The 25,397-nt window shown below is 72.8% G+C and carries 19 protein-coding genes; 7 read left to right on the forward strand and 12 right to left on the reverse strand.

The features are described from left to right. Positions 1-67: 67 nt before the first annotated feature. From ACIOSR_RS05075 to ACIOSR_RS05085, 3 genes are read right to left on the reverse strand one after another with little or no spacing between them, the layout of a single operon-like run. A complete protein-coding gene (locus ACIOSR_RS05075; RefSeq protein WP_402751985.1) occupies positions 68-736 on the reverse strand; it encodes a histidine phosphatase family protein in 669 nt (222 codons plus the stop codon). A gap of 41 nt (positions 737-777) precedes the next feature. Continuing rightward, on the reverse strand, positions 778-1,497 hold the full coding sequence (locus ACIOSR_RS05080; RefSeq protein WP_402751986.1) for a nucleoside/nucleotide kinase family protein: 720 nt from the start codon (positions 1,495-1,497) through the stop codon (positions 778-780). Next, positions 1,494-2,228 carry a DedA family protein gene (locus ACIOSR_RS05085; RefSeq protein WP_235452643.1) on the reverse strand — a complete coding sequence of 245 codons (735 nt, stop codon included), beginning with the start codon at positions 2,226-2,228 and terminating at the stop codon, positions 1,494-1,496. The genes ACIOSR_RS05080 and ACIOSR_RS05085 overlap by 4 nt, the downstream gene beginning before the upstream one ends. Positions 2,229-2,392: 164 nt before the next feature. Here ACIOSR_RS05085 and ACIOSR_RS05090 point away from each other — a divergent pair, with 164 nt between their 5' ends. The 4 genes from ACIOSR_RS05090 to ACIOSR_RS05105 all read left to right on the forward strand — a co-directional run bounded on the left by ACIOSR_RS05090 (position 2,393) and on the right by ACIOSR_RS05105 (position 8,036). Then, entirely contained in the window at positions 2,393-3,355 is a 963-nt protein-coding gene (locus ACIOSR_RS05090; RefSeq protein WP_043593111.1) for an ABC transporter ATP-binding protein, read from the forward strand. Continuing rightward, positions 3,352-4,230 carry an ABC transporter permease subunit gene (locus tag ACIOSR_RS05095; protein WP_056046690.1) on the forward strand — a complete coding sequence of 293 codons (879 nt, stop codon included), beginning with the start codon at positions 3,352-3,354 and terminating at the stop codon, positions 4,228-4,230. The genes ACIOSR_RS05090 and ACIOSR_RS05095 overlap by 4 nt, the downstream gene beginning before the upstream one ends. 120 nt (positions 4,231-4,350) lie before the next feature. Beyond that, the gene (locus ACIOSR_RS05100; protein WP_207114414.1) at positions 4,351-5,874 is read left to right on the forward strand and encodes a DHA2 family efflux MFS transporter permease subunit; all 1,524 of its coding nucleotides are present in this window, start codon (positions 4,351-4,353) and stop codon (positions 5,872-5,874) included. A gap of 677 nt (positions 5,875-6,551) precedes the next feature. Beyond that, positions 6,552-8,036 (forward strand): MFS transporter, encoded by a 1,485-nt coding sequence (locus tag ACIOSR_RS05105; RefSeq protein WP_402751987.1) that lies wholly within the window; start codon positions 6,552-6,554, stop codon positions 8,034-8,036. Positions 8,037-8,243: 207 nt separating this feature from the next. On the opposite strand, the gene ACIOSR_RS05110 is transcribed toward ACIOSR_RS05105, so the two are convergent. Together ACIOSR_RS05110 and ACIOSR_RS05115 are read right to left on the reverse strand one after the other, a co-directional pair. After that, entirely contained in the window at positions 8,244-9,215 is a 972-nt protein-coding gene (locus ACIOSR_RS05110; protein ID WP_402751988.1) for a hypothetical protein, read from the reverse strand. Between the two features lie 479 nt (positions 9,216-9,694). Then, positions 9,695-10,516, reverse strand: a complete 822-nt coding sequence (locus tag ACIOSR_RS05115) for an NAD(P)H-hydrate epimerase (RefSeq protein WP_173151475.1) — start codon at positions 10,514-10,516, stop codon at positions 9,695-9,697. Positions 10,517-11,060: 544 nt separating this feature from the next. On the opposite strand from ACIOSR_RS05115, the gene ACIOSR_RS05120 reads away from it, so the two are divergent. Both ACIOSR_RS05120 and ACIOSR_RS05125 read left to right on the forward strand, forming a co-directional pair. Beyond that, positions 11,061-11,858 (forward strand): alpha/beta fold hydrolase, encoded by a 798-nt coding sequence (locus tag ACIOSR_RS05120; protein ID WP_056046697.1) that lies wholly within the window; start codon positions 11,061-11,063, stop codon positions 11,856-11,858. A 175-nt stretch (positions 11,859-12,033) separates the two neighbouring features. After that, a complete protein-coding gene (locus ACIOSR_RS05125) occupies positions 12,034-13,551 on the forward strand; it encodes an FAD-dependent oxidoreductase (RefSeq protein ID WP_402751989.1) in 1,518 nt (505 codons plus the stop codon). Here the strand turns inward: ACIOSR_RS05125 and ACIOSR_RS05130 are convergent. Further along, entirely contained in the window at positions 13,482-14,246 is a 765-nt protein-coding gene (locus tag ACIOSR_RS05130) for a Pr6Pr family membrane protein (RefSeq protein WP_285063070.1), read from the reverse strand. The two genes, ACIOSR_RS05125 and ACIOSR_RS05130, sit on opposite strands and share 70 nt — an antisense overlap. A gap of 174 nt (positions 14,247-14,420) precedes the next feature. Next, positions 14,421-15,260, reverse strand: a complete 840-nt coding sequence (locus ACIOSR_RS05135) for an aldo/keto reductase (protein WP_159825978.1) — start codon at positions 15,258-15,260, stop codon at positions 14,421-14,423. A 332-nt stretch (positions 15,261-15,592) separates the two neighbouring features. Here ACIOSR_RS05135 and ACIOSR_RS05140 point away from each other — a divergent pair, with 332 nt between their 5' ends. Continuing rightward, positions 15,593-15,871 carry a hypothetical protein gene (locus tag ACIOSR_RS05140; RefSeq protein WP_402751990.1) on the forward strand — a complete coding sequence of 93 codons (279 nt, stop codon included), beginning with the start codon at positions 15,593-15,595 and terminating at the stop codon, positions 15,869-15,871. A 204-nt stretch (positions 15,872-16,075) separates the two neighbouring features. Here ACIOSR_RS05140 and ACIOSR_RS05145 read toward each other — a convergent pair whose 3' ends face one another. From ACIOSR_RS05145 to ACIOSR_RS05165, 5 genes are all read right to left on the reverse strand, one after another. After that, positions 16,076-16,768, reverse strand: coding sequence for an endonuclease/exonuclease/phosphatase family protein (locus ACIOSR_RS05145; protein WP_307785101.1), 693 nt, complete (start codon positions 16,766-16,768; stop codon positions 16,076-16,078). A gap of 112 nt (positions 16,769-16,880) precedes the next feature. Next, positions 16,881-18,578, reverse strand: a complete 1,698-nt coding sequence (locus tag ACIOSR_RS05150; RefSeq protein WP_402751991.1) for an Ig-like domain-containing protein — start codon at positions 18,576-18,578, stop codon at positions 16,881-16,883. An 803-nt stretch (positions 18,579-19,381) separates the two neighbouring features. Next, positions 19,382-22,579, reverse strand: coding sequence for a S8 family serine peptidase (locus ACIOSR_RS05155; RefSeq protein WP_402751992.1), 3,198 nt, complete (start codon positions 22,577-22,579; stop codon positions 19,382-19,384). 229 nt (positions 22,580-22,808) lie between these two features. Further along, positions 22,809-24,116: an alpha/beta hydrolase gene (locus ACIOSR_RS05160; RefSeq protein WP_402751993.1), complete on the reverse strand. Its 1,308-nt coding sequence runs from the start codon at positions 24,114-24,116 to the stop codon at positions 22,809-22,811. 109 nt (positions 24,117-24,225) lie between these two features. Further along, the gene (locus tag ACIOSR_RS05165) at positions 24,226-25,329 is read right to left on the reverse strand and encodes a hypothetical protein (RefSeq protein WP_402751994.1); all 1,104 of its coding nucleotides are present in this window, start codon (positions 25,327-25,329) and stop codon (positions 24,226-24,228) included. Positions 25,330-25,397: the final 68 nt, after the last annotated feature.

Here is a 25,397-nt window from a genome sequence, read left to right on the forward strand (position 1 = left end):
TCGGGCCTGGAATCCGGCCTCGGGTCGGGCACCGGATCGGGCTTGGGGTCGGGCTTGGGGTCAGGCTTCAGTAGGACTCGCCGGTGGGGTCCGCCGCCTCGAGGTCGAGCAGCTCGGCCCCGCCGACGGGCAGGCCCTGCCAGGTCTGCAGGCGCCAGCCGCCCTCGACGCTGCCCTCGAGGGTGACGACCCCCGTGTTCTCGAGCAGGTGCTGACGGATGAACTCGTCGTCGGCGTTGACCGCCCGCGAGCCGACCCAGGCCCGGATGGCCGCACCGTGACTGACGGCCGCGACCGTCTCGTGCCCGTCGCCCTCGGCCCCGGCGATCAGGTCGGCCAACGCGGCGTCGTACCGCGCGTAGAACTCGTGCCCGTCCTCGGAACCGGGCACCCGGACGTCGAGGTCGCCCGATGCCCAGGAGAAGACGCAGCCGACGTAGGCCGTGACCGCCTCGGTGTCGCGTCGGCCTTCGAGGTCGCCCGCCTTCACCTCGCGCAACCCGTCGAGCACCGTCGGCGCGAGGCCCCGGGCGGCGGCCAGGGGAGCCGCGGTGAGCTGCGTCCGCACGAGCGTGCTGACGGCGAGGGCACCGATCGTCTCGTCGGCGAGGGCGGCGGGCAGAGCCTCGGCCTGCCGTCGACCGAGGTCGGTGAGCCCGACGCCGGGCGCGACGGTGCCGAGGACGCCCTCGACGTTGTCGGGGGTCTGACCGTGGCGGATCAACAACAGGCGCATGATCGTCAACCCTACGGTGGACCCCCGACACCGGCGGTCGGTCAGGCGTCGGGCCAGAGGCGACCGGCGTCCACGACGACGTCGGCCCGGGCGCGGGTGGCCCGCACGAGCCGGGCGTTCGCCTCGTCGGGACCCGCGGCCCAGGCCTCGGCGGCTCCGGGCGTCATGCCGAAGCGGACGTGGCGGGCGACGAGCCAGCGCCGTCGCCGCTCGGCCGGGGTGTCGACGAACCACACCTCGTCGAACGTCGCGCGCAGCGCGGGCCAGGGCGTGATCTCGGCCAGCAGGTAGTTCCCCTCGCTGACCACGACCTCGACGGACGGATCGACCTCGACCGCGCCGCCGATCGACTCCTCGACGCCCCGGACGTACTCGGGTGCCCACACCGTCCCCGACCGGGACCGCAGCCGCTCGAGCAGGGCGAGGTAGCCGTCGGCGTCGAAGGTGTCGATCGCGCCCTTGCGGTCGAGGCGGCCGAGCCGGGCCAGGGTGGCGCCCGCGAGGTGGAACCCGTCCATCGGCACGACCACGGCCCTCACCCCGACCCGCGTGAGCCCCTCGACGACGGCCGCGGCGACCGTGCTCTTGCCGCCGCCGGGCTCGCCGGCGACGCCGATCAGGGTGCGGACGGACGTCGGGGCGGGACCGCCGGGGGACGCGAGGCCCGCGGAGGAGCCGCGCCGCGCCTCCTGCGTCCGGGCGTGGACCGCCAGGGCTCGGGCGACGAGGTCCTCGACCGAACCGAGCGGCGTACCGGTCACTCGGGGCGGCCGGCCGAGCCCGGACCGGTGCCCGCCTCGTCGCCGACGTCCGCGGTCCGCAGCTCGGTGAGGGCCGCCTCACGCCGCGACCGGCGCCAGGCGAGCAGGGCGTGCAGGGCGATGGGCACGACCGACAGCACGACGAGCACGACCGCCAGCACGTCGATGTGGTCGCGGATGAACGGGATGCCGCCGAGCAGCGAGCCGAGCACCGTCATGCCCACGGCCCAGAGGAAGGCGCCGGTCACGTTGAAGAGCAGGAACCTGCGGTACCGGTAGCCCGCGGTCCCCGCGGCCAGCGGGACGTAGGTGCGGACGATCGGGACGAACCGACCGAGGATCAGGCTCGTGCCGCCGTACTTCGCGAAGAAGGCCTCCGCACGCTCGAGGTAGGCCGTCTTCAGGATGCGGGCGTCGTCCTTGAACAGGCGTCGGCCGAAGCGGTTGCCGAGGAAGTAGCCCACCTGGTCGCCGAGGACCGCGGCGACGAAGGCGCAGAGGGCGATCACCCAGACCTGCAGCCCCAGCGCCTCGTGCAGCACGCCGGCGGTGAAGAGCAGGGAGTCGCCGGGCAGGAACGGGAACAGCACGCCCGACTCGATGAAGACCATCAGCGAGATGCCGGCGAGGGCCCAGGGCCCCAGGGCGGGCAGCAGCTCGTCCGGGTTGAACAGGACGAACCCCCCGCCGGTGGAGGCGGGCAGGGCGGCGAGCAGGGTGTCGGCGATCACGAGGGACGACTGTAACGGGTCGACCCCGGGACGCGGCGTCCACCGAGCGGACCACTGGCACATCCACCGGTCTCGGCCGGGCGGGGGATGCCCCCGGGCGCACCGCGCCCCTAGCCTGGGGCGATGCGGACACCCCTCAGCATGCCGACGACAGGACGCACGCGATGATCGAAGCCCGGAACCTCACCAAGATCTACGGAGACAAGCGCGCGCTCGACGACGCCACCTTCACGGTCCGACCCGGCCTCGTCACCGGGTTCCTCGGCCCGAACGGCGCCGGCAAGTCCACCACCATGCGCATGATCGTCGGGCTCGACCGCCCCACCAGCGGCAGCGTCACGGTCAACGGCAAGCGGTTCGCCGACCACGCGGCCCCCCTGCACGAGGTCGGCGTCCTGCTCGACGCCAAGGCCGTGCACACCGGTCGCAGCGCCCACGACCACCTGCTCGCCATGGGCGCCACGCACGGCATCGGCAAGAAGCGCGTCGACGAGGTGATCGCCCTGACCGGCCTCGAGTCGGTCGCGAAGAAGCGCGTCGGCGGGTTCTCGCTCGGCATGGGCCAGCGCCTCGGCATCGCCGCCGCGCTGCTCGGCGACCCGGCCACCGTCATCCTCGACGAACCCGTCAACGGCCTCGACCCCGAGGGCGTCGTCTGGGTGCGCACCCTGGCCCGCTTCCTCGCGAGCGAGGGTCGCACCGTGTTCCTCTCGTCGCACCTGATGAGCGAGATGGCCCAGACCGCCGACCACCTCATCGTGCTCGGGCGCGGCAAGGTGCTCGCCGACTCCCCCATCTCGGACGTCATCTCGCAGGCGTCGGGCGACGCCGTGCGCGTCCGCAGCCCGCACGCCGACCACCTCGTCTCGCTGCTGCAGGGGCCGGACGTCGCCGTCACGGCCGTCGAACCCGGCGTGGTCGAGTTGCGCGGCATCACCGCCGAGCGGGTCGGCGACCTCGCCGCCTCGTCCGGCGTCGTGCTGCACGAGCTCACCCCGCTGGTCCGCTCGCTCGAGGACGCGTACATGACCCTCACGCAGGACTCCGTCGAATACCACGCAGGAGGCGCGGCGCGAGGCAGCCACGTCGCCCCCGACACGCAGACCCCCCAGGGAGCGACCCGATGACCGCCACGACCCCCACCCGTCACCGCGACCGACCCGTGCGCCCGACCTCGAAGCTCACCTTCGGCGGCGTGCTGCGCAGCGAGGTCATCAAACTGCGTACGCTCCGCTCGACCTGGTGGTGCCTGGCGATCATGGTCGTCATCATCGTCGGCTTCGGTGCCCTCTTCGCCCTGAGCGCGGGCCTGTTCCAGGCCGGCGAGGCCAGCACCGAGCAACAACAGCAGATCGTCGCGCAGTCCGTCTCGGTCGGCGTGGTGTTCGGCCAACTCGTCGCGTCGATCCTGGGCGCTCTCGTCATCACCGGTGAATTCGGCACGGGCATGATCCGGTCGACCTTCGCCACGGTGCCCAAGCGCCTGCCCGCGGTCGTCGCCAAGCTCGTCGTCGTCGCGCTGACGCTCTTCGTGGTGTCGCTGGTCGCCCTCGTCCTGACCCTGCTGATCAACAGCGCGATCCTGCCGTCGAACGACATCACGGTCGACTTCGGCGACGGTGCCCTCTGGCGCAGCGTGGTCGGAGCCGCGGCCTCGATCGCCTTCATCGGCATGATCGCCTTCTCGCTCGGGGCGATCATCCGCAACGGCGCCGGCGCCATCGCGGCCTCGGTCGGCCTGGTCTTCGTGCTGCCGATCATCGTGCAGATCTTCACGGCGTTCGTCGACGCCGCCTGGGTCTACACACTGGCCGAGATCATCCCGCCGAACGCCGCCGCCCGGCTCTACGACTACGTCGTCTCCGGCCAGTCGGCCATGGCCCTGCCGAGCCCCGACGGGGCCCTCGTCCTCGAGCCGTGGAGCGCCCTGCTGGTGCTCGTCGGCTGGGTCGTCGTGCTCTTCGGTCTGGCGCTCGCGCTCGTGAAGCGACGCGACGTCTGACCGACGGGCATCGCGCCTCCTCGGGGTGACGGCGACGCGATCGGACGGATCGGGAAGAACCGGACCGTCTCGTACGTTCGGTCGCACAGGCACACCGCCGTCACCTCCGAGGAGCCCCATTTGAGCATCGACCCCTCTCCCCCGACGACCGTCGGCGACAGCCGAGCCGGCGAGAGCCGAACCGGCGACACCGCGACGACGGGCGCCGACGGCGACCAGGCCGGCACCGAAGCGCGCAACAAGCTCGTCATCGGGCTGCTGCTCGTGTCGGCCTTCGTCGTGATCCTCAACGAGACGATCATGGGCGTCGCCCTGCCGAGCCTCACGCGCGACCTCGACATCACCGTCACGGCGGGCCAGTGGCTGACCACGGGCTTCATGCTCACCATGGCCGTCGTCATCCCGATCACGGGCTTCCTGCTGCAGCGCTTCAACACCCGCCCGGTGTTCATCACCGCGATGAGCCTCTTCAGCCTCGGGACGGCCATCTCGGCGATCGCTCCCGGCTTCGGCGTGCTGCTGCTCGGCCGCGTCGTGCAGGCCTCGGGCACGGCGATCATGATGCCGCTGCTGATGACCACCGTGCTCACCCTCGTGCCGCCGGCCACACGCGGCCGCACGATGGGCAACATCTCGATCGTCATCTCGGTCGCACCGGCCATCGGCCCGACGATCTCGGGCGTCATCCTGAGCGTGCTCGAGTGGCGCTTCATGTTCATCCTCGTGCTGCCGATCGCCCTCGTGGCGCTCGCGCTCGGTGCCGCCCGCGTCAAGAACGTCACCACGCCGAAGAAGGTGCCCCTCGACGTCACCTCGGTGATCCTGTCGGCCTTCGCCTTCGGTGGCATCGTCTTCGGGCTCAGCTCGATCGGCGAAGGGGCCGAGGCCGCCGTCCCCGCCTGGGTGCCGCTGGCCGTCGGCGTCGTCGCGCTCGTCGCGTTCGTGCTGCGTCAGCGCTCGCTGCAGCGTCGCGACCGCGCCCTGCTCGACCTGCGCACGTTCTCGTCGCGCACCTTCACGATCTCGGCGTCGGTGCTCGGCGTCGGCATGATCGCCCTCTTCGGCACCCTGATCGTCCTGCCGATCTACCTGCAGAACGTGCACGGCCTCGACCCGCTCGCCACCGGACTGCTGCTGCTGCCCGGCGGTCTCGTCCAGGGCCTGCTGTCGCCCGTCGTGGGACGCCTGTTCGACAAGTACGGTCCGACCGTGCTGCTCGTGCCCGGCACCACCCTGGTCAGCGCGGTGCTGTGGTTCATGTCCACGGTGTCCGAGTCCACCCCGATCCCGATGGTCCTCGCCGCCCACGTCGCCCTCAGCATCGGCCTGGCCTTCATGTTCACGCCGCTGTTCACCTCGGGCCTCGGGTCGCTGCCGTCGAACCTGTACTCGCACGGCAGCGCGATCGTCGGCACGGTGCAGCAGCTGGCCGGCGCCGCCGGCACCGCCGTGTTCGTCACCGTGATGACCCTGGCCGCCACCGCGGCGGCCAGCCAGTCCGGTGCCGGAGCCGCCGCCACGGGAGCCGGCGTGCGCGCCGCGTTCCTGGTCGGCGCGATCATCTCGGTGTTCGCCGTCGTGGGGTCGTTCTTCGTCCGGCGCCCGCCGGTCGTCGAGGGCGCCGAGCCGGTCGTCGCGCACTAGCCTGCGCGCGTCGCGCGCGGCGCGTGTCGCGTGGCGAGACGTGCGTCGGCGCTGCCGAGCTGCCGAGCTGCCGAGCTGCCGAGCTGCCGAGCTGCCGATGGTCACGGCCTCCCCCTCGGGGAAGCGCCGGCCGTCGGCAGCTCGTCGTCGCATCAGCCGTCCGTGAGGTCGTGGACCGTCGCGCAACCGACGTCCCGCGCCGCGTGATCCCGTCCCCCGACTGCCCCATGGCCGGCGGTGCGGCCTGCACCACCCGCGCCTCCTCAGCCCCTCCGGATTCAGTGCGGGTGCGGGTGCGGGTGCGGGCAACTCCTGTCTCGGGGCGCGCCCTGCCTCCGGGTCCCTGTCTTCTCCGCCCACGCCTCCTCGGAAGTCCTGCGTTGTCGACACGCGCCTCCTCGGCGGTCCTGCGTTGCCCGTGCGCGCCCTCATCTGCCCCTGCAGGTGCGGGCAACTCCTGTCTCGGGGTGCGCCCCACCTCCGGGCCCCTGTCTTCTCGGCCCGCGCCTCCTCAGGAGTCCTGCGTTGGCGACACGCGCCTCCTCGGGTATCTGCTTCCTCGACGTGCGGGCCGACGCGGACACGGGCTCCGAGCGCGAGTAACGTCCGGGCACGTGCAGATGATGCAGACTTGCAGGCTGCGCACCCGACGTCACGCATCCCCGGGAGGCCGACCCATGACAAGCTCACCCACCACCGCGTCGAACGGCGGCCCGAGCGGAGGCACGCGCAGCCTCGTCCCGGCTCGGATGGACCGTCTGCCGTGGACGAGGTTCCACTGGTCGATCGTCGTGGGCCTGGGGTTCTCTTGGGTGCTCGACGGGCTCGAGATCCAGATCGTGGCGTCGGCCGGGTTCCAGGCGGATCTCGGGCTCACCGCCGCCGAGGTCGGGCTGCTGGGCACGATCTACCTCGTCGGCCAGGTCTTCGGGGCCCTCATCTTCGGGCGGATGGCCGACAGCCTCGGCCGCAAGAAGCTGTTCATCCTGACCCTGGCGATCTACCTCGTGGCGAGCGCCATCGCGGGACTGTCGCCGAACTTCGTCTTCCTGGCCGTGTTCCGGTTCTTCGCCGGTGCAGGGATCGGCGGGGAGTACGCCGCCATCAACTCGGCGATCGACGAACTCATCCCGTCGAAGTACCGCGGACGAGTCGACATCGCGATCAACGGGACGTACTGGGGCGGCGCGGCCCTGGGCGCGACGGCCAACATCTTCTTGCTCGACCCCGACCTGTTCGCCGAGAACGTGGGCTGGCGCATCGGGTTCTTCATGGGGCCGGTGCTCGGCCTCGCGATCATCTACCTGCGCCGCCACATCCCGGAGAGCCCGCGGTGGCTGATGACCCACGGACGCGAGAAGGAGGCCGAGGCGACGGTCGACGACATCGAGGCCCGCGTCGAGAAAGACAAGGGCACCGACCACCTCACCCCCGTGTCGGACGACCAGGCCATCGAGGTGGTCGCGGCGGGGCGGATCGGGTTCGGCACCATCATCCGCACCCTGGTACACGACTACCCGAAGCGGACCTTCGTCGGCGCCGCGATGATGATCACGCAGTCGTTCCTCTACAACGCGATCTTCTTCACCTACGCACTCGTGCTGCAGAACTTCTACGGCACGAGCCCCAGCAGCACGCAGTACTTCTTCCTGATCTTCGCCGTGGGAAACCTGCTCGGGCCGCTGGTGCTGGGGCCGCTGTTCGACAGCTGGGGTCGACGACAGATGATCTTCCTGACGTACGCCGTGTCGGCGGCGGTGCTCGCCGTGTCGGCGATCCTGTTCCAGGCGGACGTGCTGAACGCCGCGACGCAGACCGCGTTCTGGAGCGTCTCGTTCTTCTTCGCCTCGGCAGGCGCGTCGTCGGCCTACCTGACGGTGAGCGAGATCTTCCCGCTCGAGCTACGGAGTCAGGTCATCGGCTACTTCTTCGCCCTCGGCCAGATCGTCGGCGCCGTCGCTCCGAGCCTCTACGGCGCCCTCATCGGCGACGGGAGCGACCGGGGTCCCCTCACGGGCGGGTACTTCTTGGGCGCCGGCGTCATGCTGGTCGGCGGCGTCATCGCGTTGATCTTCGGTGTCGACGCGGCTCGCAAGTCGCTCGAGACGATCACCACTCCGCTGTCGGTCGTCCCCTCGTCGAAGCAGTCGCCGCGGAGCTGAGGTGGGCCGGGCCGGCGGGCGGCTTGGCCAGGCCGGGCGGGGCTGGGCTGGGCTGGGCCGGGCCCGCGGGCGGGGTGGCTTCACCAAGCCGGCGGGCGGCTTGGCCAGGCCGGACGGCGGCCCGTGCCGCGGGCCGTGCCTCGCGACCGGCTTGGCCGGGCCGTGCGGCGCGATGAAGGCCAGCGGCACGGGACCCGAGCCCCACCGTTAGGTCCCCCCGATCGGGAACTCCTGACCGGCGCGCCGTCGGGGAATCGCCAGCCGCCACGATCGGCGACCCCGGGGTCCGAGCACTCGCGGCAACGAGGAGTTGCCGACATCCTCGGCGCGACGGGGGCCACCCGCCGTGAAGATCAGCGCATCGATCGCCTCAGCCGTCGACCGCCACCTTTTCTTCACCATCATGGCGCTCGCCCGGAACGGCACCCGCCCCTCACGGGCGATGTCGGAGTCCTTGACCCGGTCCTCGTCGAAACGCCGTTCGTGGTGTGCTCGTCCATCGGTCTCGAATCCGATGATGCCGTCGACCACCATGTCGATGATCTTGTTCGTCCCCGAGACGGGGATCTGACGCACGACGTGGCGTCCCGCGCGTCGGAGTCTCGTTCCGGCGGCGCTCTCGAGGATGCTCTCCGCGCCTCCTTCACTCCATGCTACGAGGCCGGCAGCGTCCACCCTCTTGCGGGACAACACCTCGGCGGCGTCGTCATCGTCCTGGACGATGCCTGCCTCCCTCGCCCAGTCGACGAGGATCACCGCGTCCTCGAAGGATGGCGCCTCGACGACCGCCCGTGCCAGGGCGTCGCGAGGATCGACCGCCCAGGTCGATCCGCGGCTGCTCAGGTCGACGGGGTCCCAGACGACACGGACCCCTCGGCGCCTCCGGAGGCGCGAGGCCGTCATCGGAACCGACACGGTGACGGGCGGTCGGCGCGACGACCACGACCACGCCCCGAGCAGGTGGAGGGCGGAGGCTCCCGTGAGCCGGCCACCGACCGCCACCGCGACGTAACGGGGGTCATGGGGCGACCACGTGGAGTACCACCCCCGCCGGGGCCGGACGACGCTGCGGGATCGCACGGCGACGGTGAGGTGACGGTCGGTCGCGCCGTGGGCGACGAGGTCGCGCTTGTGGAGCAGGCCTCCGGCGGACGAGACCAGTTCGGCGATCGTGGTCATGTCCACGAGCGTGTCGAAATCGCGGTAGCCAGCACCTCGGCGCGACTCGTATCGGGGACGCACGGCGGCGGCGGGCCCGTGGGGACGAGACGACGCCGAACCGGTCAGACCTTCTCCGCGGTCGGGACCGGGCTGCCGTCGCCAACTCCTGTTTCCAGCCCAGACCCGATGTCGTGCGAGAGTTCCGGCCCGGTGGCGATGCCCTGGGGGCAGGAGTTGCCGATCGTGCTGGTGCGGTGTCGGGAACTCCTGCCTCGGGCGTCGGCGTCGCGAGGGAGGCGCGAGGGCTCCGCCTCGGGAAGCCGACAGCCAGGAGTTGCCGACCGGGCCAGACGCTTGGCGGTGACAGCAGGCGGAACGGACAGGACAGGACATGACGAGACGGAACGGGGCAGTAGAGGGACGGGACAGGGACAGGGGCGGGACGAGGCGAGGCGGGGGCGGGACGAGGCGGGGCGGGGGCGGGGGCGGGGCGGCGATCAGGGAGTCGTGACCGCCGGGGGCATGCGCGCGAGGTCCGGACCGATGCCGATGTCGACGAGCACGACGCGTCCGGCTCGCTCCGCCCCCGGGCTCACGACGAGCCCGACCTTGTGCCCGCCGAACGTGACGGTGACGTCCGCGGGCAGCACGTGTGGCGGATCGGGGAGGGCCCCGTCGTCCACCCCGATGCCGCTCGGAACGTCGACCGCGATCACTCGTGGTGCGGGCTCCGTGACGTCGCCGTCCGCAGCCGAACCTCCGCCCGGGGACGTCCCTGCGCCCCTCCCCGTCACGGATGCCACAGCCGCCTCTGCACCCGCACCCCATGTCGCACCAGTGACCACCGGCAGCACCGCCTCCACCACGCGCAGCGAATCCCCCCGGAGCCCCGCACCGTTCGAGCCCGTCCCGACCAGTCCGTCGAGCAGCACGTCGTACGCGGGCAGAACCCCCGCCACGACCGCAGCATCGCACCAGGCTTCGACGTCGTCGAGCACGGCCCCTGCCGCGAGCGCCGCGGCCAGGGCGGCCTCGTGCACCCGTGACCCCACGGGCACGACCGTCACCGCGCCGCCCTGTGGCACGAGCTCGCGGGCGAGCGACTCCCCGGCGTAGAGCGCGTCACCGCCGTTGTTGCCGCTTCCGACGAGCAACAGGATGCGGCCCGCACGACCGTCCCGAGAGGACGAGGAGGCGCGCAACACGTCGCGCACGACGTCCGCGAGACCGTCGGCCGCCCGCCTCATCAAGGGTTCACCGGCCTCCAGGTGTGGGCGCTCCGCCTCGCGGATCTGTGCCGCCGTCCAAGCCTCGACCATGCGTCCACCCTCCTCCCCTCGACCGCCGGAAGACCGGGCCGCCCACCCCGGTCCGCCACGGCGCCGGGCCCCGCCGTGCCGCACCGCGCCGAGGAGGACCTGCTCGTGCGGCACCGCGCCGAGGAGGACCTGCTCGTGCGGCACCGGCCGAGTCGGTAACTCCGGGCCTGTGACGCGCAGGCGGCCGAGGGCGCCGCCCACGGGAGGCACGGGCGGCACGAGGGAGGAGTTGCCGACATCGCGCGCCACTCGGTACCTCGGTCGACCCGACCGCGAGCCGACCCGAGTCGACCGTCACGCGACCAGAACGGCACGACGAGCGGGAGGCGCAGCGGGCACGACGAGAGGGACGCGCAGCGGGCACGACGCGAGAGACGCGCGCAGGGGGCACGACGAGCGGGGCGCGCAGCGGGCACGACGAGCGGGACGCGCGCAGCGAGCGGGACGCGCGCAGCGAGCGGGACGCGCAGAGCGAGCAGAACGAGCACAGCGAGCACTACGACCACAACCGTCACGAGCTGTGTGGCGCTGCCAGACTGTCGGGATGCGTGCGACCACCCCGAACCCCGTCGACGGCACCGAGATCGCCTACGAGGTCGACGGGGACGGTCCGCCGCTCCTGCTCGTGCACGGCTCGGGCCTCTCGCGCGGCACCTGGCGGGGGCTCGGCTACCTCCGGGACCTGCAGCGCGACTTCACGGTGGTCGCCCTCGACATGCGCGGCCACGGCAAGAGCGGCAAGCCCCACGACCCCGAGTCGTATGCGATGGACCTGCACCGTGGTGACGTCGGCGCCGTGCTCGACGCCACGGGCCTCGAGCCCGCGCACTACGTCGGTTACTCGTTCGGCGCCCGCATCGGGCTGTCCGTCGCGGCGCACGAGCCCCGGCGCCTCCGGACGCTGACCACGATCGGTGGCAGCTGGGCCCCGATGAACGGCAACATCGGCGCGACCTTCACGCCCGACTGGCACGACGCCCTGACGACGGGTGGCATGGCCCGCTTCGTCGACCGCTGGGGCGAGACGATCGGCCGTCCGATCGATCCCGAGACCCGCCTGGCCTTCATGCAGGACGATCCGATCGCCCTGGCCGCCTTCTTCACCGCGGCCGAGACCGGTGGCGGCCTGACGGTCCCCCAGCTCGACTCGGTCGAGGTCCCCACCCTCTTGCTGGCGGGCACGCGGGACGTCGACCGCCACCGCGAGTCCCAGGAGGCCGCCCGCCGGATGCCGGCGGCCGTCTTCTACTCGCTCGTCGGCCAGGACCACGCCTCGTCGCTGCTCCCCGTCGACCAGGTGACGGACCTGCTGCGCACCTTCCTCGAGACCGTCGACGCCTGAGGCCCGCCCCGACGGGTCGTCGACCCGGAGGCGCGGCGCCCGAACGCAGGACGCCACCAGGAGGCGCGGCGCCCGAACGCAGGACGCGACCCGGAGGCGCGGTGCCGGTGCGCAGGACGCCACGGGACGACCCCGGCGAGCGCCGGTGCGCGCCGACTGCGAGAATGGACGCACCATGGGCATCAGTCGGCGAGCGTTCTTGACGGGATCGGTCTCGGGGGCCGCGATCCTCGTGCTGTCGGCCTGCACGACGGACTCCCCCGCGCCGACGGCCAGCCCCACCCCGTCCGCGACCACGCCGACCCCCACGCCGACGCCGACCTCGTCGGGCACGGTCGCCCCCGCCGCCTTCCGCCGCAGCTCGTGGGCCGACGATCCCTACTCCCTCGGGGCGACGAGCCACCTCACCCCCGGCACCTCCGACGCCGACCGCCGGTTGCTCGGCACCCCGCTCGACGAGCGCCTCTTCTTCGCCGGAGAAGCCGTCGCCTCGACGATGGGCGGCACGGTCTACGGTGCACGCCAGTCGGGCTTCGACGTCGCGGCGCAGGTCGCCGGGGTCGCCGCGGCCGACGAGCGCATCGCCGTGATCGGCGCCGGCATCGCGGGCGCGACCGCGGCGCGGTCCCTCGTCGACCGGGGCTACGACGTCGTGGTCGTCGAGGCCCGCGGCCGGGTCGGCGGCCGGGTGCACAGCGTGCACGACGACGACTGGCCCTACCCGGTCGAACTCGGCGTCGGCCTGCTCGAGGGCCCCGGGTCGGTGGCCCTCCAGGCTGCCCTCGCCCTCGCCCGCGTCCGCACCCGGCCGCTCGACGACACCGTCGAGGTCCGGACGTCCGACGGTGCGGTCGACTCCCTAGGCGACGCCGCCGACCGTCTCGATCGGGCCGCGTCCTGGGCCGCGGGGCGCTCCACCACGACCGACGCCGACTCCGGCACGAGCGTCGCCGACGCCCTCTCCGGCTCGGGGGCCGACGAGGTCTCGGCCCTGCCCGGTCCGGACGGGGTCTCGGACGCCGACCGTCTCGCCCTCGTGCTCGACGACCTCCTCCCGGCCCGCTGGGGGGTCGGGGCCGACGACCTCGCCGCCTCGGCCCTCGGCGACGACCCCGCGGGCGACCTGCTGCCCACCGGCGCCTCCGTGGTGACGGGTGGCCTGTCGGGCTTCGTCGCGGGCCTGCTCGACGGCCTCGACGTGCTCCGCGACAGCAACGTCGTCCGCGTCCAGTACGGCGACCAGGGCGTGGGGCTGAGGCTCGCGACCGGCGAGTCGCTCTCGGTCGACCGCGCCGTGTCGACCATCCCCCTGGGCGTGCTGAAGACCGGCGTGCCCGAGTTCTCACCCGACCTGCCGTCCACCCACACGGACGCGATCGAGGCCCTCGGCGTCGGCACGCGCGAGGTGCTCTGGTTGCGCTTCGACGAGGCCTTCTGGTCCACCCAGGCCACGGTCTGGGCCGTGCTCGACGACGACGCCCCCTACCGGCTCTTCGTCAACCTCATGCCGGCGACCGGCGCACCCGTGCTCGTCGCGCTGACCGGTGGCGACGCGGCGGCCGAGGTCGCCGGCCTCGACGACGACGACGCGGCGGTGGCCGCGGCGATGCAGAGCCTGGCGCCCTACCTCGACCTCGTGGCCGCCGGGTCCCCCGCGCCCACCGACGAGCCGACGGCCGACCCGACGTCCTGACCCGCGCCTCCTCGTCCGTCGACCGCAGGAGGCGCGGTGCCCGTCACCGACGCCGGCCCGCCACCCTGCCGTGCCCGCGCGTGCGGCCGCACGTGGCTCAGCGCGACGAGCCCCACGAGCACCCCGACGATCGTGCCCAGGGCGATGCCGTTGTACAACAGGAACTCGCCCGGCCAGGTGACCTGCGCCGGGTCGAGGAAGAAGTACGGGTACCAGCCGACGTCGGCGCCGCGGACGATCGTGAACACGCCCCACACGAGCGGGAAGACCAGCACCACCGAGAGCACCCGCCACCGAACCCGCGGCCGGTCGGGGCCGAACACCCAGTCCACGAGCACGAACGTCGGGATCACGAAGTGCAGCAGCTGGCTCGACCAGGGCACCTCGATGCGGTAGTCGTGACTCGCCGACTCGGCGACGATGATGCCGAACACGATGCCCGACACGATCACGTAGGTGCTGACCAGGGCGTGGACTCCTGCGAACCAGCCGGGCTCCTGCCGCCCACGCAACGACACGACGCCCGCGAAGGCGAGCACCACGACGTTCGCCATGTTGCTCTGCTGCGTGAAGTAGCTGAAGTAGTTGATCGAGCTGAAGGTGCTGAAACCGAGCACGTAGACGAAGTCGGCGACGAGGGCGACGACGCCGACGGCGGCCGCGAGCAGGCGTAGGACGCCGACGATCCGTCGCACCGTGTCACGCCCTCCGGATCTGGTCGGCTGTGGTCGGGGGAAACGTCGATCGTACTAGGCGCCCGCGCGACGCCTCGACGTGCGGAGGCCGGGCCCGCTCGTCGTGACGACGTGCGGACCCGGCCTCTGTGCCTCGGCGTCGCGACCGAGCGCGACGTCGTGCCGATCAGGCGATCAGCTGGGGATGTAGTTGAACTCGTCCGGGTTCGGACCCGTGCGCTCGTCCTTGTTCAGAGCGGTGATGGCGGCCACGTCGGCGTCGGTCAGCTCGAAGTCGAAGAGATCGAAGTTCTCTTCCACGCGAGAGCGCGTGACCGACTTCGGGAAGACGATGTCGCCACGCTGGATGTGCCAGCGCAGCGTCACCTGCGCGGTCGTCTTGCCGACGCGCTCGGCGATCTCGGTGATGGTCTCGTCCTTGAGCACGCCGCCCTGGGCGATGGGCGACCAGGCCTCGGTGTGGATGCCCTTCGAGACGCCGAACTCGCGCAGCGCGTCCTGGGTCAGGTAGGGGTGGACCTCGATCTGGTTGACGACCGGGACGACCGAGCCCTCGTCGAGGACGCGCTCGAGGTGGGGCTGCTGGAAGTTCGAGACGCCGATGGACTTCGCGCGGCCGCTGGCGTGGATCTCCTCGAGGGCCTTCCAGGTCTCGACGTAGTCGACGTCGATGCCGGGCAGCGGCCAGTGGATGAGGAACAGGTCGACGTAATCCTGCTTCAGCGCGTCGAGCGTGCCGTCGAACGCCTTCAGCGCGTCGTCACGCTTGTGGAAGCCGTTGTTGAGCTTCGAGGTGACGAAGATCTCGCTGCGGTCGATGCCGCTCTCGGCGATCGCCTCGCCGACGCCCGCCTCGTTGCCGTACATCTCGGCGGTGTCGATGTGGCGGTAACCGACCTCGAACGCGGTGAGGGTGGCGTCCTTGGTCTCGGCCGGGTCGACCTGGTAGACGCCGAACCCGAGCTGAGGGATCTGGATTCCGTTGTTCAGGGTGATGGTGGGGATCGTGGTCATGTGTAGAGCCAACCACTCACCCCCGTCGAACCTTCCGAGGAAACACTGGTGGACGTACCCCGGGCGTGTTACTGTGGTGAGTCGCTTGGGCCCCTCTTCTCAGAAGTGCCCCGTGCGGTGACGACCGAGTCCACACCGGTGCACCGCCCGAACAGCCTCGCGAGACGACCTCGCCGGATGCGCACGATGACCACCGATCATCGTTGCCCTACTTCTCCGGCCGCCGTCACCGCAGGCCCGACCACCGCCGTCAGGCGGACCACGAGCGCCCATCCGGCATCTCGTGCCACGGATTCTGTCGCAACACAGAGCACACATCGAAATCGAGCATCATGAACGACATCATCAGCATCACCGGCACGGTCATGACCGCGCCCACCCTCACCACCGCCCGCCTCGTCGAGTTCGTCGTCGTCGACGACCGCGGCACCCAGTTCGCCGTCCGCGCCTGGCGCGACGACGTCACCGCCGCCGTGCGCGTCGGTGCGTCGGTCGTCGTCGACGGAGCGGCCGGCTGGGTCATCCCCGGTCGCAGCTGGCGCCACGAGCCCAGCCGCACCATCGTGCAGGCCTCGTCGGTCGAGACCCGCGAGCTCGCCCTGGCCGCCTAGGCCCCGGCGGCGCCTGCGGGCGCGACGACCCGAGGAGGCGCGGTGAGGCTGTCGGCCGCACCGCGCCTCCTGCGGTTCCGGCCCCGAGGAGGCGCGGTGAGGCTGACGGCCGCACCGCGCCTCCTGCGGTTCCCGGCACCACGACGACGGGCCCGGCCACCGAGGAGGTGACCGGGCCCGTCGTCGTGTGCGGAACCCGCGAGGTCAGAGCCCCCGGGCGCGGACCAGGATCGGACGGTGGTCGCTGATGCCGGCCGGCAGGGTGACGACGTCCTCGATCTTGAGGTCGTAGCTCGTCGCGAAGTCGAAGTGGCCCTTCACGTACTTGTAGCCGAGGTAGGTCGGGGTCGAACTGCGGGTCAGCACGAAGCCGTCCCGCTCGATGTGCTTGCGGAGACCGCCGTGGAACCACGGGTAGTTGAAGTCGCCCACCATGAGCATCGGCACGCCGGGCGCCAGCGCTCGCATGAGGCGGTGCGCCGACTCGACCTGCTTCTTCCGCAGGGCGTTCGTGGCGGTGAGCGGGGCGGCGTGGAACGAGCCGATCAGCACGTCGCGTCCGCTCTGCCGGTCGGCCAGGTGCATGGCCAGGAGACGCTCGTGCGCCGGCGACATCACCCGGTCGTGCATCGACTTCTTCAGCGCGTAGACGTTCGTCCCCAGCAACTCGAAGCGCGAACGGCGGTAATAGGCCGCCAGCCCGAGACGGTTGTTGTGCGTCGACGCCGCGAGGGCGAACTCGCCGAACTCGTCGGGGATGTCCTTCGTGTCGGCCTCTTGCAGGCAGAGCACGTCGGCGTCGTTGTCCTCGGCGAGCGACCGGATCTCGCCCTTGGCCGTGTGCTCGCGAAGGTTGTAGCTGACGACGCGCATCGTGTGTCCGTTGTCTTCTGTCACGAGTAGCGAACCTAGTCCACGTCTGTTTCGGGGAGGTGCAGGTTGGACGAAAGGGGGGTGCCGGGTGAGGCGGACGTCGTGTCCGCCGCACCCGGCACCCCCTGGCGGTCGGCTACTCGCCGCGGTGGCTGCGGTCGGCGTCACCGGTCAGCGCCGCGCGGGCCGCACGGCGACGGGCCGAGACGACGAGCGCTGCACCGAGCAGGGTCAGCAGTGCGGCCAGCGTGACCGGACCGGCCAGCTCGGCCCCGGTGAAGGCGAGACCGGTGGTCGCTGCCGCGGCGGCCGGTCGAGGCGTCGACGCGGCCGGGGCGGTCGGGCCCGCCGCGGGGGCGGCGACCGCGGCCGGGGTCGTCGTCGGGACGGACGTCGGCGTGGTGGTCGCGCCGGAGACGCGGGCGAACCAGGCGTTCGAGGACGTCACGGCCTGGCCCGACTCGATGCCCCGCGCCGTCACGGTGCCGACGTCGTGGTGGTCGGCGGTGCCGGCCGTCACACCCGCGAGGGCGGCGGTGCAGTCGAACGAGGCGCCGACCGCGAGCGGGCCGGCCCAGGTGACACCGGTGGACGGTCCGCCCAGGGCACTGAAGTCGCAGCTCAGGCCCGTGACGGTGCCGTTGGCGACGACCGCGTCCGAGACCGAGACGTCGGCGAGCGCGTCGGCACCCGTGTTGGTCACCCGGTAGGCCAGCGAGGCGGTCCCGTCGGAGAGGACGACGGCGGCGTCGGCGGTGTCGGCCGCGTGGCCCGCGGCGTCGCCCTTCGTGATGGTCACGGCGGAGACGGGGACGTCACCGCTGCCCACTCCCCCGGCGGAGGCCTGGACCTTCGAGGCCGTGACCCGGCTGGCGGCGGCGACACCGGCCCGGACGGTCGATGCCGTCGCGGCGTTGGTGAAGGTCTGCGGGGCGGTCGCGGTGCCGGTGGGGGCGGCGAGGCTCACGGCGACGGCGGCACGGTACTGCGCGGTCCGCGTCTGCGCGCCCCACGAGACCGTGTACCCGGAGTCGGTGCAGTCGAACGAGGCCGGGGTCACGGCGACCGGGGCGGCCAGCGATCCGTCGGCCTTGGTGCGGATCTCGGTGAAGACGGCGGTGTCGCAGTCGAACGACCACGCCTCGCCGGCGGGGACCGAGTCACCGACGGTGGCCGAGTCGAACGGCCCCATCGGCGTGTTCACGCTCCAGACGAGGAAGTCGTCGGCCACGAGTCGACCCTGGTCGGCACGGGTGTAGGTGCCGAACTTCGTCACGACGTCCGAGCCGCGCAGCACACCGGTCGGAGTGACGACGGTCGTGAAGTCGCGACCGTCGTTCGTGGTCGACGTGAAGGGGGTCGGCACGCCCGACGGGGTGGTGCGTCCCTCGAAGTCGGACGTGACGAAGGCCTGGCCGCTGACGTTGAGGTGGTCCTCGGCGTAGGCGGTCATCGTGAAGGTGACCACGGACGGGCGCGTCCCGACGACGGCGGCGTCGGCCACGACCGCACCGGTGGCGGGGTCGCGGAGCGCGAAGTCGGTGGGCAGGTTCTTCAGGTGCTCGCTGAGCGTCAGCGTGAAGGTGTCACCGGCGAGGGTGTCGTCGGGCACCTGCCACGCGATCGTCGTCGTGAGCTGGGAGCCCTGCTTCGGCGTGGTCGGGGTGACCGTCACGTTCGTGATGGCACCGTCGATCTCGGCGGCCCGGGCCGGAGCCGCGGTGCCGGTGAGGGCGGCGGTGCCGGCCAGGGCGAGGGTGGCGAGCAGCGCGGCGGACAGGCGCAGGGCCCTCCGCCCGCGACGGGGAGACCCCGCGAGGGTGAGCGAATGCATGGTGGTGCCTTTTTCGGGTAGGGCAGACGCGCGCCTCGACCTGTTCCCCCGGTGCCGTGTTCGGGTACGGCGCCGGGGTCGGGTGAACAGGGATCGTCACGTCTCGGGTGACACCCAAACTAGGGCCGGCGTGCCGACCGTGTCCACCATCGGGGGGACAGATCACCCGGACGAGGAACGGGCGACGAGGGTGGCGCCCGAGCGACGGACGTTCCGCGGTGCGCCGTGCGCCGTGCGCCGTGCGCCGTGCGCGGTGGGCGGTGCGCGGTGCGCGGTGCGCGGTGCGCGGTGCGCGGTGCGCGGTGCGCGGTGCTCGGTTCGTCGGCAACTCCTGCACCCTGACCGACACCGGCCCCGACTCCCCCGCAGACGAGCCCCACCGCAGCACGAGCCAGGAGTTGCCGACACGGATCACCCCCGGTCGGCAACTCCTGCACCCTGCCCGGCACCCGCCCCGACTCCCCCGCAGGCGAGCGCCACCGCAGCACGAGCCAGGAGTTGCCGACACGGACCACCCCCGGTCGGCAACTCCTGCACCCTGCCCGGCACCCGCCCCGACTCCCCCGCTGGCGAGCGACGCCGCAGCAGGGACCAGGAGTTGCCGACACCGCGGCGGGGGGCGGAACACGGGCCAGGAGTTGCCGACACCACGGGGCGGGGCAGGCGGGGCGGGCGGGGGTGGGGACGCGAGGAGGCGGTGGTCGCCCTCCCGAGGGAAGGTGACCACCGCCTCCGGGTGGCTCAGGCCGTCAGGCCGTCAGGCCGTCAGGCCGTCAGGCCGTCAGGCCGTCAGGCCGCGGGTGCTACCCGCGCCAGGGGAACCAGCCGTGGAAGAGGTCGCCGAGGGCGTTCCAGATCCACTGCAGGATGTCACCGAGGCTCCAGCCGCCGGGGTGTCCGGGCTGACCGGGGTGGCCGGGCTGGCCCGGGCCGGGACCCGGGTCGGTGGGCGTCTCGGGCTCTTCTCCCGAGGCGACCGTGAGGTAGGTGACCTGCCCGGTGTCGCCGTACACGACGCGGCCGAGGAAGGTCTGCTCGTAGGGCAGGCCCGTCCAGGACGCGGTCAGCGTCGCCGTCTCGCCCAGCCCTGCGGAGAGGGTGGCCGGGTCGACCGTGAAGCCTCCGACGGCCGTCGCCGGGTCGAGCAGGTACGACGTCAGCGTGTAGTCGAGCTGCCCGGCACCGCTGTAGAAGTCGACCAGCAGGACGTACTCTCCCGCCGCGGGGGCGTCGAGGTCGATCTGCTCGTCCGCCGAACCGGTGGCCGAGGACGCCGCGAGCCGGTCGGGCGCACCGTCGGCGCCGGCCGTGTAGAGGAGCAGGTCGAGGTCCGCGGTGTCGTCGGCGCTGTCGAGCACGAAGCGCGCGTGGCTGGTGCCCTCGGCGATCGTGACCGGCGTCTCGGCCGCCGCGGTGCCTGCCGCACCCGAGCCGGTCGTGACCTGCCCGGCGGCGAGCCCCTCGGTGGTGAGCGGCAGCTCGAGGGCGTCGCCCGCCGTGACGTCGAACGCCTTCTCGCCCGTGGCGCCCTCGCCGGCCACCTCGGCCGGGGCCTGCAGCTGGACGGGGCGCACGGCGAGCGGGCTGCGCACGTCGTGGGTCCCGTCGGACCAGGTGAGGTAGCCGGTGGCGAACTGGTCGAGCTCCGCCGTCGTCCGGGTGAAGGTGACCGTGTAGTCCTGCTCCTCGCCCGCGGCGCCGAAGGTCAACGTCGAGGGTTCGACCGTCGCCGTCACGCCGTCCATCTCGATCGGGGCGACCGTGTAGGTCCCCGCCCCGGTCGAGGTGACGGTGCGCGTGACCTGGGCGGTGCCGGCCAGCGAGCCGACGCTGATCGACGGCAGGTTGAGCGACGAGTCCGTGCCCTCGACGGTGTCGATCGAGTCGACGTAGGCCTGCCAGTCGGCCGGACCGTTCTCGTAGAGCAGCCCGGGTTCGAGGAACGCGGTCGGGTCGACGTGGCCGGCGCCCTGGGCGAAGACGTCCCGGCTCGGAGCACCGTCCTCACCGACGAGGTCGTAGGCGGTCGTCATCATGGCCGACTTGACCTCGTCCGGGGTCCAGTCGGGGTGGACGTCCTTCGAGAGGTAGAGCGCGGCCAGACCGGCGATGTGCGGGGACGACATCGACGTGCCCGAGAGGAACTCGTACGTGCCGGGCTCGCCCTGCGCGTTGGCACCGTCGGCGAGGATCGCCACGCCGGGGGCCGAGATGTCGGGCTTCAGCAGGTTGCCGCCGTCGGCCGTCACCGGGCCGCGCGACGAGAAGCCGGCGATCTGGGGGGTGGCGGGCTCGGGCAGTGCGCCCCGGTTGCCGTCGAGCAGGGTGACGGTGGCACCTTCGGTGTCGGCGTACGCGTGGACCGCGTCGTAGTCGTCGGCGTTGAGGTGGACCGTGGGGACGGCGTGTTCGTCGAGGTCGACCGAGCTGCTCGTCGGGTTGACCAGCACCATGCCGATGCCGCCGGCGCGCTCGACCTCGGCCGACTTGGCCGTGCGGTCGTAGACACCGCGGTCGCAGAGCACGATCGTGCCGGCGGCCTTCGCCGGGTCGAGCGTGTCCGGTGCGCAGAGGGTCACCGCGGTGGCGTCGACGCCGGCGGCCGCGACGGCGGTCGACGAGACGAAGTCGCCCGTCAGGCCGTCGGTGCCGGTCGGCACGGTGATCGAGCCGCCCAGGTAGTCGGTGCCGTCGGCGGTCCGAACCGTCGCGCTGTAGCTGGGGATGGTCGACGCCGCGACCGTGGTGATCCACGGTGCCGCGTTGTCGGCGGTGGTCGCGGTCGGGCCGTCGTTGCCCGCCGAGGCCGCCACGAAGACGCCGGCCGAGGCCGCGCCGAGGAACGCCTGGTCGGTGGCCGAGAAGGTGCTCGTGGCCCCGCCTCCGCCGATCGAGTAGTTGATGACGTCGACGCCGTCGGTGACCGCAGCCTCGATGGCGGCGATCAGGTCGAGCGTGGCGCAGCCGTCGTCGTCGGTGGCGACGCGGTCGGGGCCGTCCCAGCAGACCTTGTAGGCCGCGATCTTGGCGGCCGGGGCGACGCCCGAGACGGTGCCGAACGAACGGTCGCCGATGGTGGCCTCGACGTCGGCGTTGCCCGCGGCGGTCGACGCCGTGTGCGATCCGTGGCCGTTGCCGTCGCGGGGAGAGAGGTACTCGCCCTGCTCCTCGGTGCCGATGTTGCCGACGCCGAAGCCGTCGACGAAGTAGCGCGCACCGATCAGCTTCGTGTTGCAGTCGCCCGCGTCGAACTGCACGCCGGTCTGGCACACGCCGGTGAAGGTGCCGCCGTCGCCCTTGGCGAAGACGGTCCGGTCGCCGTCGAGGTGGGGTTCGGCGTCGCTGGCCGACCCCAGGGGGTCACCGGCGAACGAGGCGTTGCCCGCCGCGATGCCCGAGTCGATGATGCCGACGACGACTCCTTCGCCGGCCTTCTCGCGTCCGCCGACGGCGTCCCAGACGCCACCGTTCCCCTCGGCGTCGCCCAGGCCGAGGAACTCGGTCGACGGCGTCGCCTGCAGCTTGAGCAGCTCGTTCTTCGAGACGGCGGCGACCGAGGGGTCGCTCGCGAGCTCGGCGGCCTGGGCGGCCGTGAGGTCGGCCGCGAAGGCGTTGGTCGTGATGGCGTAGCTCGCCTGGACGGTGGCGCCGGCCGCCGCCGCGACGTCCTGCTGGACGCCCTTCAGGTGCTCGGCGTAGTCCTGCACGGGAGCGCTCTGCGCGTCGAGGTCGCTGCCCTCGGGCACCGCGGTGCGGGCGAGGCCCGGCTGCCCGCCCTCGTAGGTCGCGGCCGCCGGCTCGCGCAGCGTGACGATGTACTTGCCGTCGGAGAACTGGCTGTCGCCCACGACGGCCGGGCCGTCCGCGGCGAAGGAGGCGGTGGCCGGCACCGCGACGAGGCCCGCGGCGACGACGCCGGTGGCGAGGAGGGTGGCGAAGCCGCCACGGAGTCGGGTGCGGGGCGGAGCGGTCGGCCTGCGTCGGCCGGATGGTGTGATCACGGATCGCCTTTCGATGCACGTCGTTCGGGACGTGCTGTCGGTGGTGCGCCGCAGCCCCGGGCCGCGGTCGATCCATAAGAACTACCTGTGAATGTCGGTGACCCTCTAGTAGGGGCCATGGCCGAAACCGGCCACTGACCGACTTCGGCCACAGAGTTCACACGAGGAGGCGCGGACGGGGCACCGCCGTCGTCCCCCCTTCGGCGGACGGTCGCCTCGCCGCACCTCCCTACCGCGTCGTCAGCCCGAGCCGCGCCGCCGCCCAGGCCGTCCCCGCGCCGAGCCCGCGCGACGCCGTCGACCAGTCGTGGCCGCTGCCGGGCACGACGTGGCGGGTGACGTCCATGCCCGCGGCCCGGGCGGCCGCCGCGACGACGGGCATCATGGGCCCGTAGCGCGAGTCGGTCCCGCCGACGGCGAAGAACCCAGCACTGTCGGCGTAGGGGGCCCGGGCGGCCAGCACGGCGAGCGGCTGGGCGGCGTCGTAGGCCGCCCGGTCGCCGGCGAAGCCGCGCTCGACCGTCGCCCGGGCTCCCCCGTCCAGCAGTGGTCCCCGCTGCCCCGAGACGTCGACGAACGAGGCGAAGAGCTCGGGGTGGCCCGCCGCCAGCTGCAGCGAACAGGTGCCGCCCTCCGAGAAGCCCGACACGGCCCACGCCCGACCGGGCGCCTGGACCGAGAGGTGGCTCGTGATCCACCGGGGCACGTCGACCGTCAGGTAGGTCTCGCTGTGACCGAGGGGTCCGTCGACGCACATCGGGTTGTTGGTCGGCCGCTCGAGCTGGTCGGGCATCACGACGATCGGCGCGAGGCCGTGATGCGTGCGGGCGAGGGCGTCGAGGGTCTCGACCATCCGTCCGGCGTCGACGAGGTTCTCCGGGGCGGCGCCGGGACCCTGTCCGGACAGGACGACGTCGACGGGCAGGGGCGGCGGATCGGCCACGAGGGCGGCGGGCGGCAGGTACACCAGGGCGTCCCGCGCGTCGAAGTGGGACGCCGTGCCCGGGATGGCGACGCTGCCGAGCCGTCCGCGGGACGGCAGGTCGGCGGGTGCCCGCCAGGTGCGTCCCAGGTCCGGGGCCGCCGGGGTCGACGTCCGTCCGGCCCGCACGGCCGCCCCCTGCGCGACCGGGACGACGAGCGGCGAGACGTCCGACACGCCGAGCAGGGCCCCCACGGTCGGGAAGAGCCCGCTGTCGCGGTCGATCGCGAGGCCGGTGGCGAGGGCCGTCACGACGATCGTCGAGGCGGCGAGGACCCGCCGCCCCGCGCCTCCGCGCACCACGGCGACCACGGCCGCGCCGACCACCGCCAGCAAGGCCCCGACCCAGAGACGGTCGACCCAGGTGGGCGGGACGTCGAGGACGTCCTCGACGTCTCCGAGCCACCAGGTGACCAGCGCGCCGAGGCCGGCCCCCAGCGCGGCGGCTGCGGCGACCCAGCGCCACCAGGTGCGGGCCCCGCGCGGACGGCGCACCGTCGAGACCACGAGCGCCCCGGCCACGGCGTACACGGCCGCGAGGGTGCCCGCGGACATCAGGGAGAGCCTCAGCACGAGGGCTCCGCACGGGGAGGATCGATCACGTCCGGGACGCTATCGAGGCGACTCGATGGGTGAGCCGTGAGAGGGCTGGGCGTCGGCTGACTCAGACCCAGCCGCGGCGTGCGGCCTCGACTCCGGCGTGGAACCGGTTGCTCGCGCCGAGCTCGTCGAACAGGGCGTGCAGGCGTCGCCGGAGCGTGCGGGACGAGATGCCGAGCTGACCGGCGATCACCTCGTCGGTCGCCCCCGCCGCCACGAGGGCGAGGAGGTCGCGCTCGGCGGGGGTGGGGGGTCGCATCGCGAGTCGCGCCTCCTGGTCCCGCGACGGCACGGTGGCTCCCGACGTCGCCGGCACGGTCGACGACGACGCCAGTCGCGCGGCCACCGCGGCCCAGTCGACCGCGGCCCCACCGGCCCCCGGGGTGCCCGGCACGGGCAACGCGCTGCGCCACCGGGCCTCGAACAGGTCGTGGAGGGCGGCGACGAGCGGCTCAGACTCGGTCACGAGGGCCTCGGGCCGGTCCGGGTCGTGCCCGATCGAGACGAGGGCCACCCGGCGGTCGGCGACGGCGAGCTTGACCGGCAGGTCGTGCGTGATGCGGGCCTCCTCCCCGTCGGCGCCGAGGCGGTGGACGCCCTGCCAGCTGCCGTCGGCCGAGATGCTGGCGACCGTGTAGACCGCCCGCCACCGCACGCCGCGCCCGAGGGCGACCCGCTGGGTGGACTCGTTCGACGCGACCACGTAGGGCGGACGGTCGAAGGCGACGAAGTCGGTGGTCGCCCGGTGCTCCAGCCTCGAGTACCAGTCCCCCACGGCCGCGTGCCCGACGACCACCCGCGTGAGTTCGTCGGCGTCGTGCGGGCGGCGGCCCTCGTCGAACAGCGCTCCCAGCTCGGGCACGGCCGCGCGCACCTCGACGAGCGCGTCGGCACGCGCGGCGACGACGGCCGGCACGGCCACGCGCGGGTCCACCGCGCCGTAGCCCTCGCCCCCCGCCGAGCGCTGGACGAGCCCGAGCGAACGGAGGCGCTCCAGGGCGGCCAGGGCCGTCGCCTCGTCGAGGTGCACGGCCCGTGCCACGGCCTGGGGCGTCGGCCCGGCCGCCGCTCCCGCGGCGTCCGCCAGCCCGGCCCCGGCGACGACGTGACGGTAGACCGCGACGGCCACGTCGTCTATCCCGAGGGCGGCGAAGGACGGAAGGGGCACGGGACGATCTTGCCCCGTCACAGCCGACTCTTGGTAGCGTCGTCCAGATGACCGGACACGGGGCGGGG

The organism is Frigoribacterium sp. NPDC087798 (genome assembly GCF_044742985.1).
Taxonomy (GTDB): domain Bacteria; phylum Actinomycetota; class Actinomycetes; order Actinomycetales; family Microbacteriaceae; genus Frigoribacterium.

What these genes read in the sequence shown, in the direction of transcription:
- ACIOSR_RS05105 (WP_402751987.1), top strand. Translation starts at nt 6,552, where the DNA reads ATGACAAGCTCACCCACCACCGCGTCGAACGGCGGCCCGAGCGGAGGC.
- ACIOSR_RS05075 (WP_402751985.1), bottom strand. Translation starts at nt 736, where the DNA reads ATGCGCCTGTTGTTGATCCGCCACGGTCAGACCCCCGACAACGTCGAG.
- ACIOSR_RS05150 (WP_402751991.1), bottom strand. Translation starts at nt 18,578, where the DNA reads ATGCATTCGCTCACCCTCGCGGGGTCTCCCCGTCGCGGGCGGAGGGCC.
- ACIOSR_RS05160 (WP_402751993.1), bottom strand. Translation starts at nt 24,116, where the DNA reads ATGTCCGCGGGCACCCTCGCGGCCGTGTACGCCGTGGCCGGGGCGCTC.
- ACIOSR_RS05115 (WP_173151475.1), bottom strand. Translation starts at nt 10,516, where the DNA reads ATGGTCGAGGCTTGGACGGCGGCACAGATCCGCGAGGCGGAGCGCCCA.
- ACIOSR_RS05095 (WP_056046690.1), top strand. Translation starts at nt 3,352, where the DNA reads ATGACCGCCACGACCCCCACCCGTCACCGCGACCGACCCGTGCGCCCG.
- ACIOSR_RS05090 (WP_043593111.1), top strand. Translation starts at nt 2,393, where the DNA reads ATGATCGAAGCCCGGAACCTCACCAAGATCTACGGAGACAAGCGCGCG.
- ACIOSR_RS05110 (WP_402751988.1), bottom strand. Translation starts at nt 9,215, where the DNA reads ATGACCACGATCGCCGAACTGGTCTCGTCCGCCGGAGGCCTGCTCCAC.
- ACIOSR_RS05135 (WP_159825978.1), bottom strand. Translation starts at nt 15,260, where the DNA reads ATGACCACGATCCCCACCATCACCCTGAACAACGGAATCCAGATCCCT.
- ACIOSR_RS05140 (WP_402751990.1), top strand. Translation starts at nt 15,593, where the DNA reads ATGAACGACATCATCAGCATCACCGGCACGGTCATGACCGCGCCCACC.
- ACIOSR_RS05125 (WP_402751989.1), top strand. Translation starts at nt 12,034, where the DNA reads ATGGGCATCAGTCGGCGAGCGTTCTTGACGGGATCGGTCTCGGGGGCC.
- ACIOSR_RS05120 (WP_056046697.1), top strand. Translation starts at nt 11,061, where the DNA reads ATGCGTGCGACCACCCCGAACCCCGTCGACGGCACCGAGATCGCCTAC.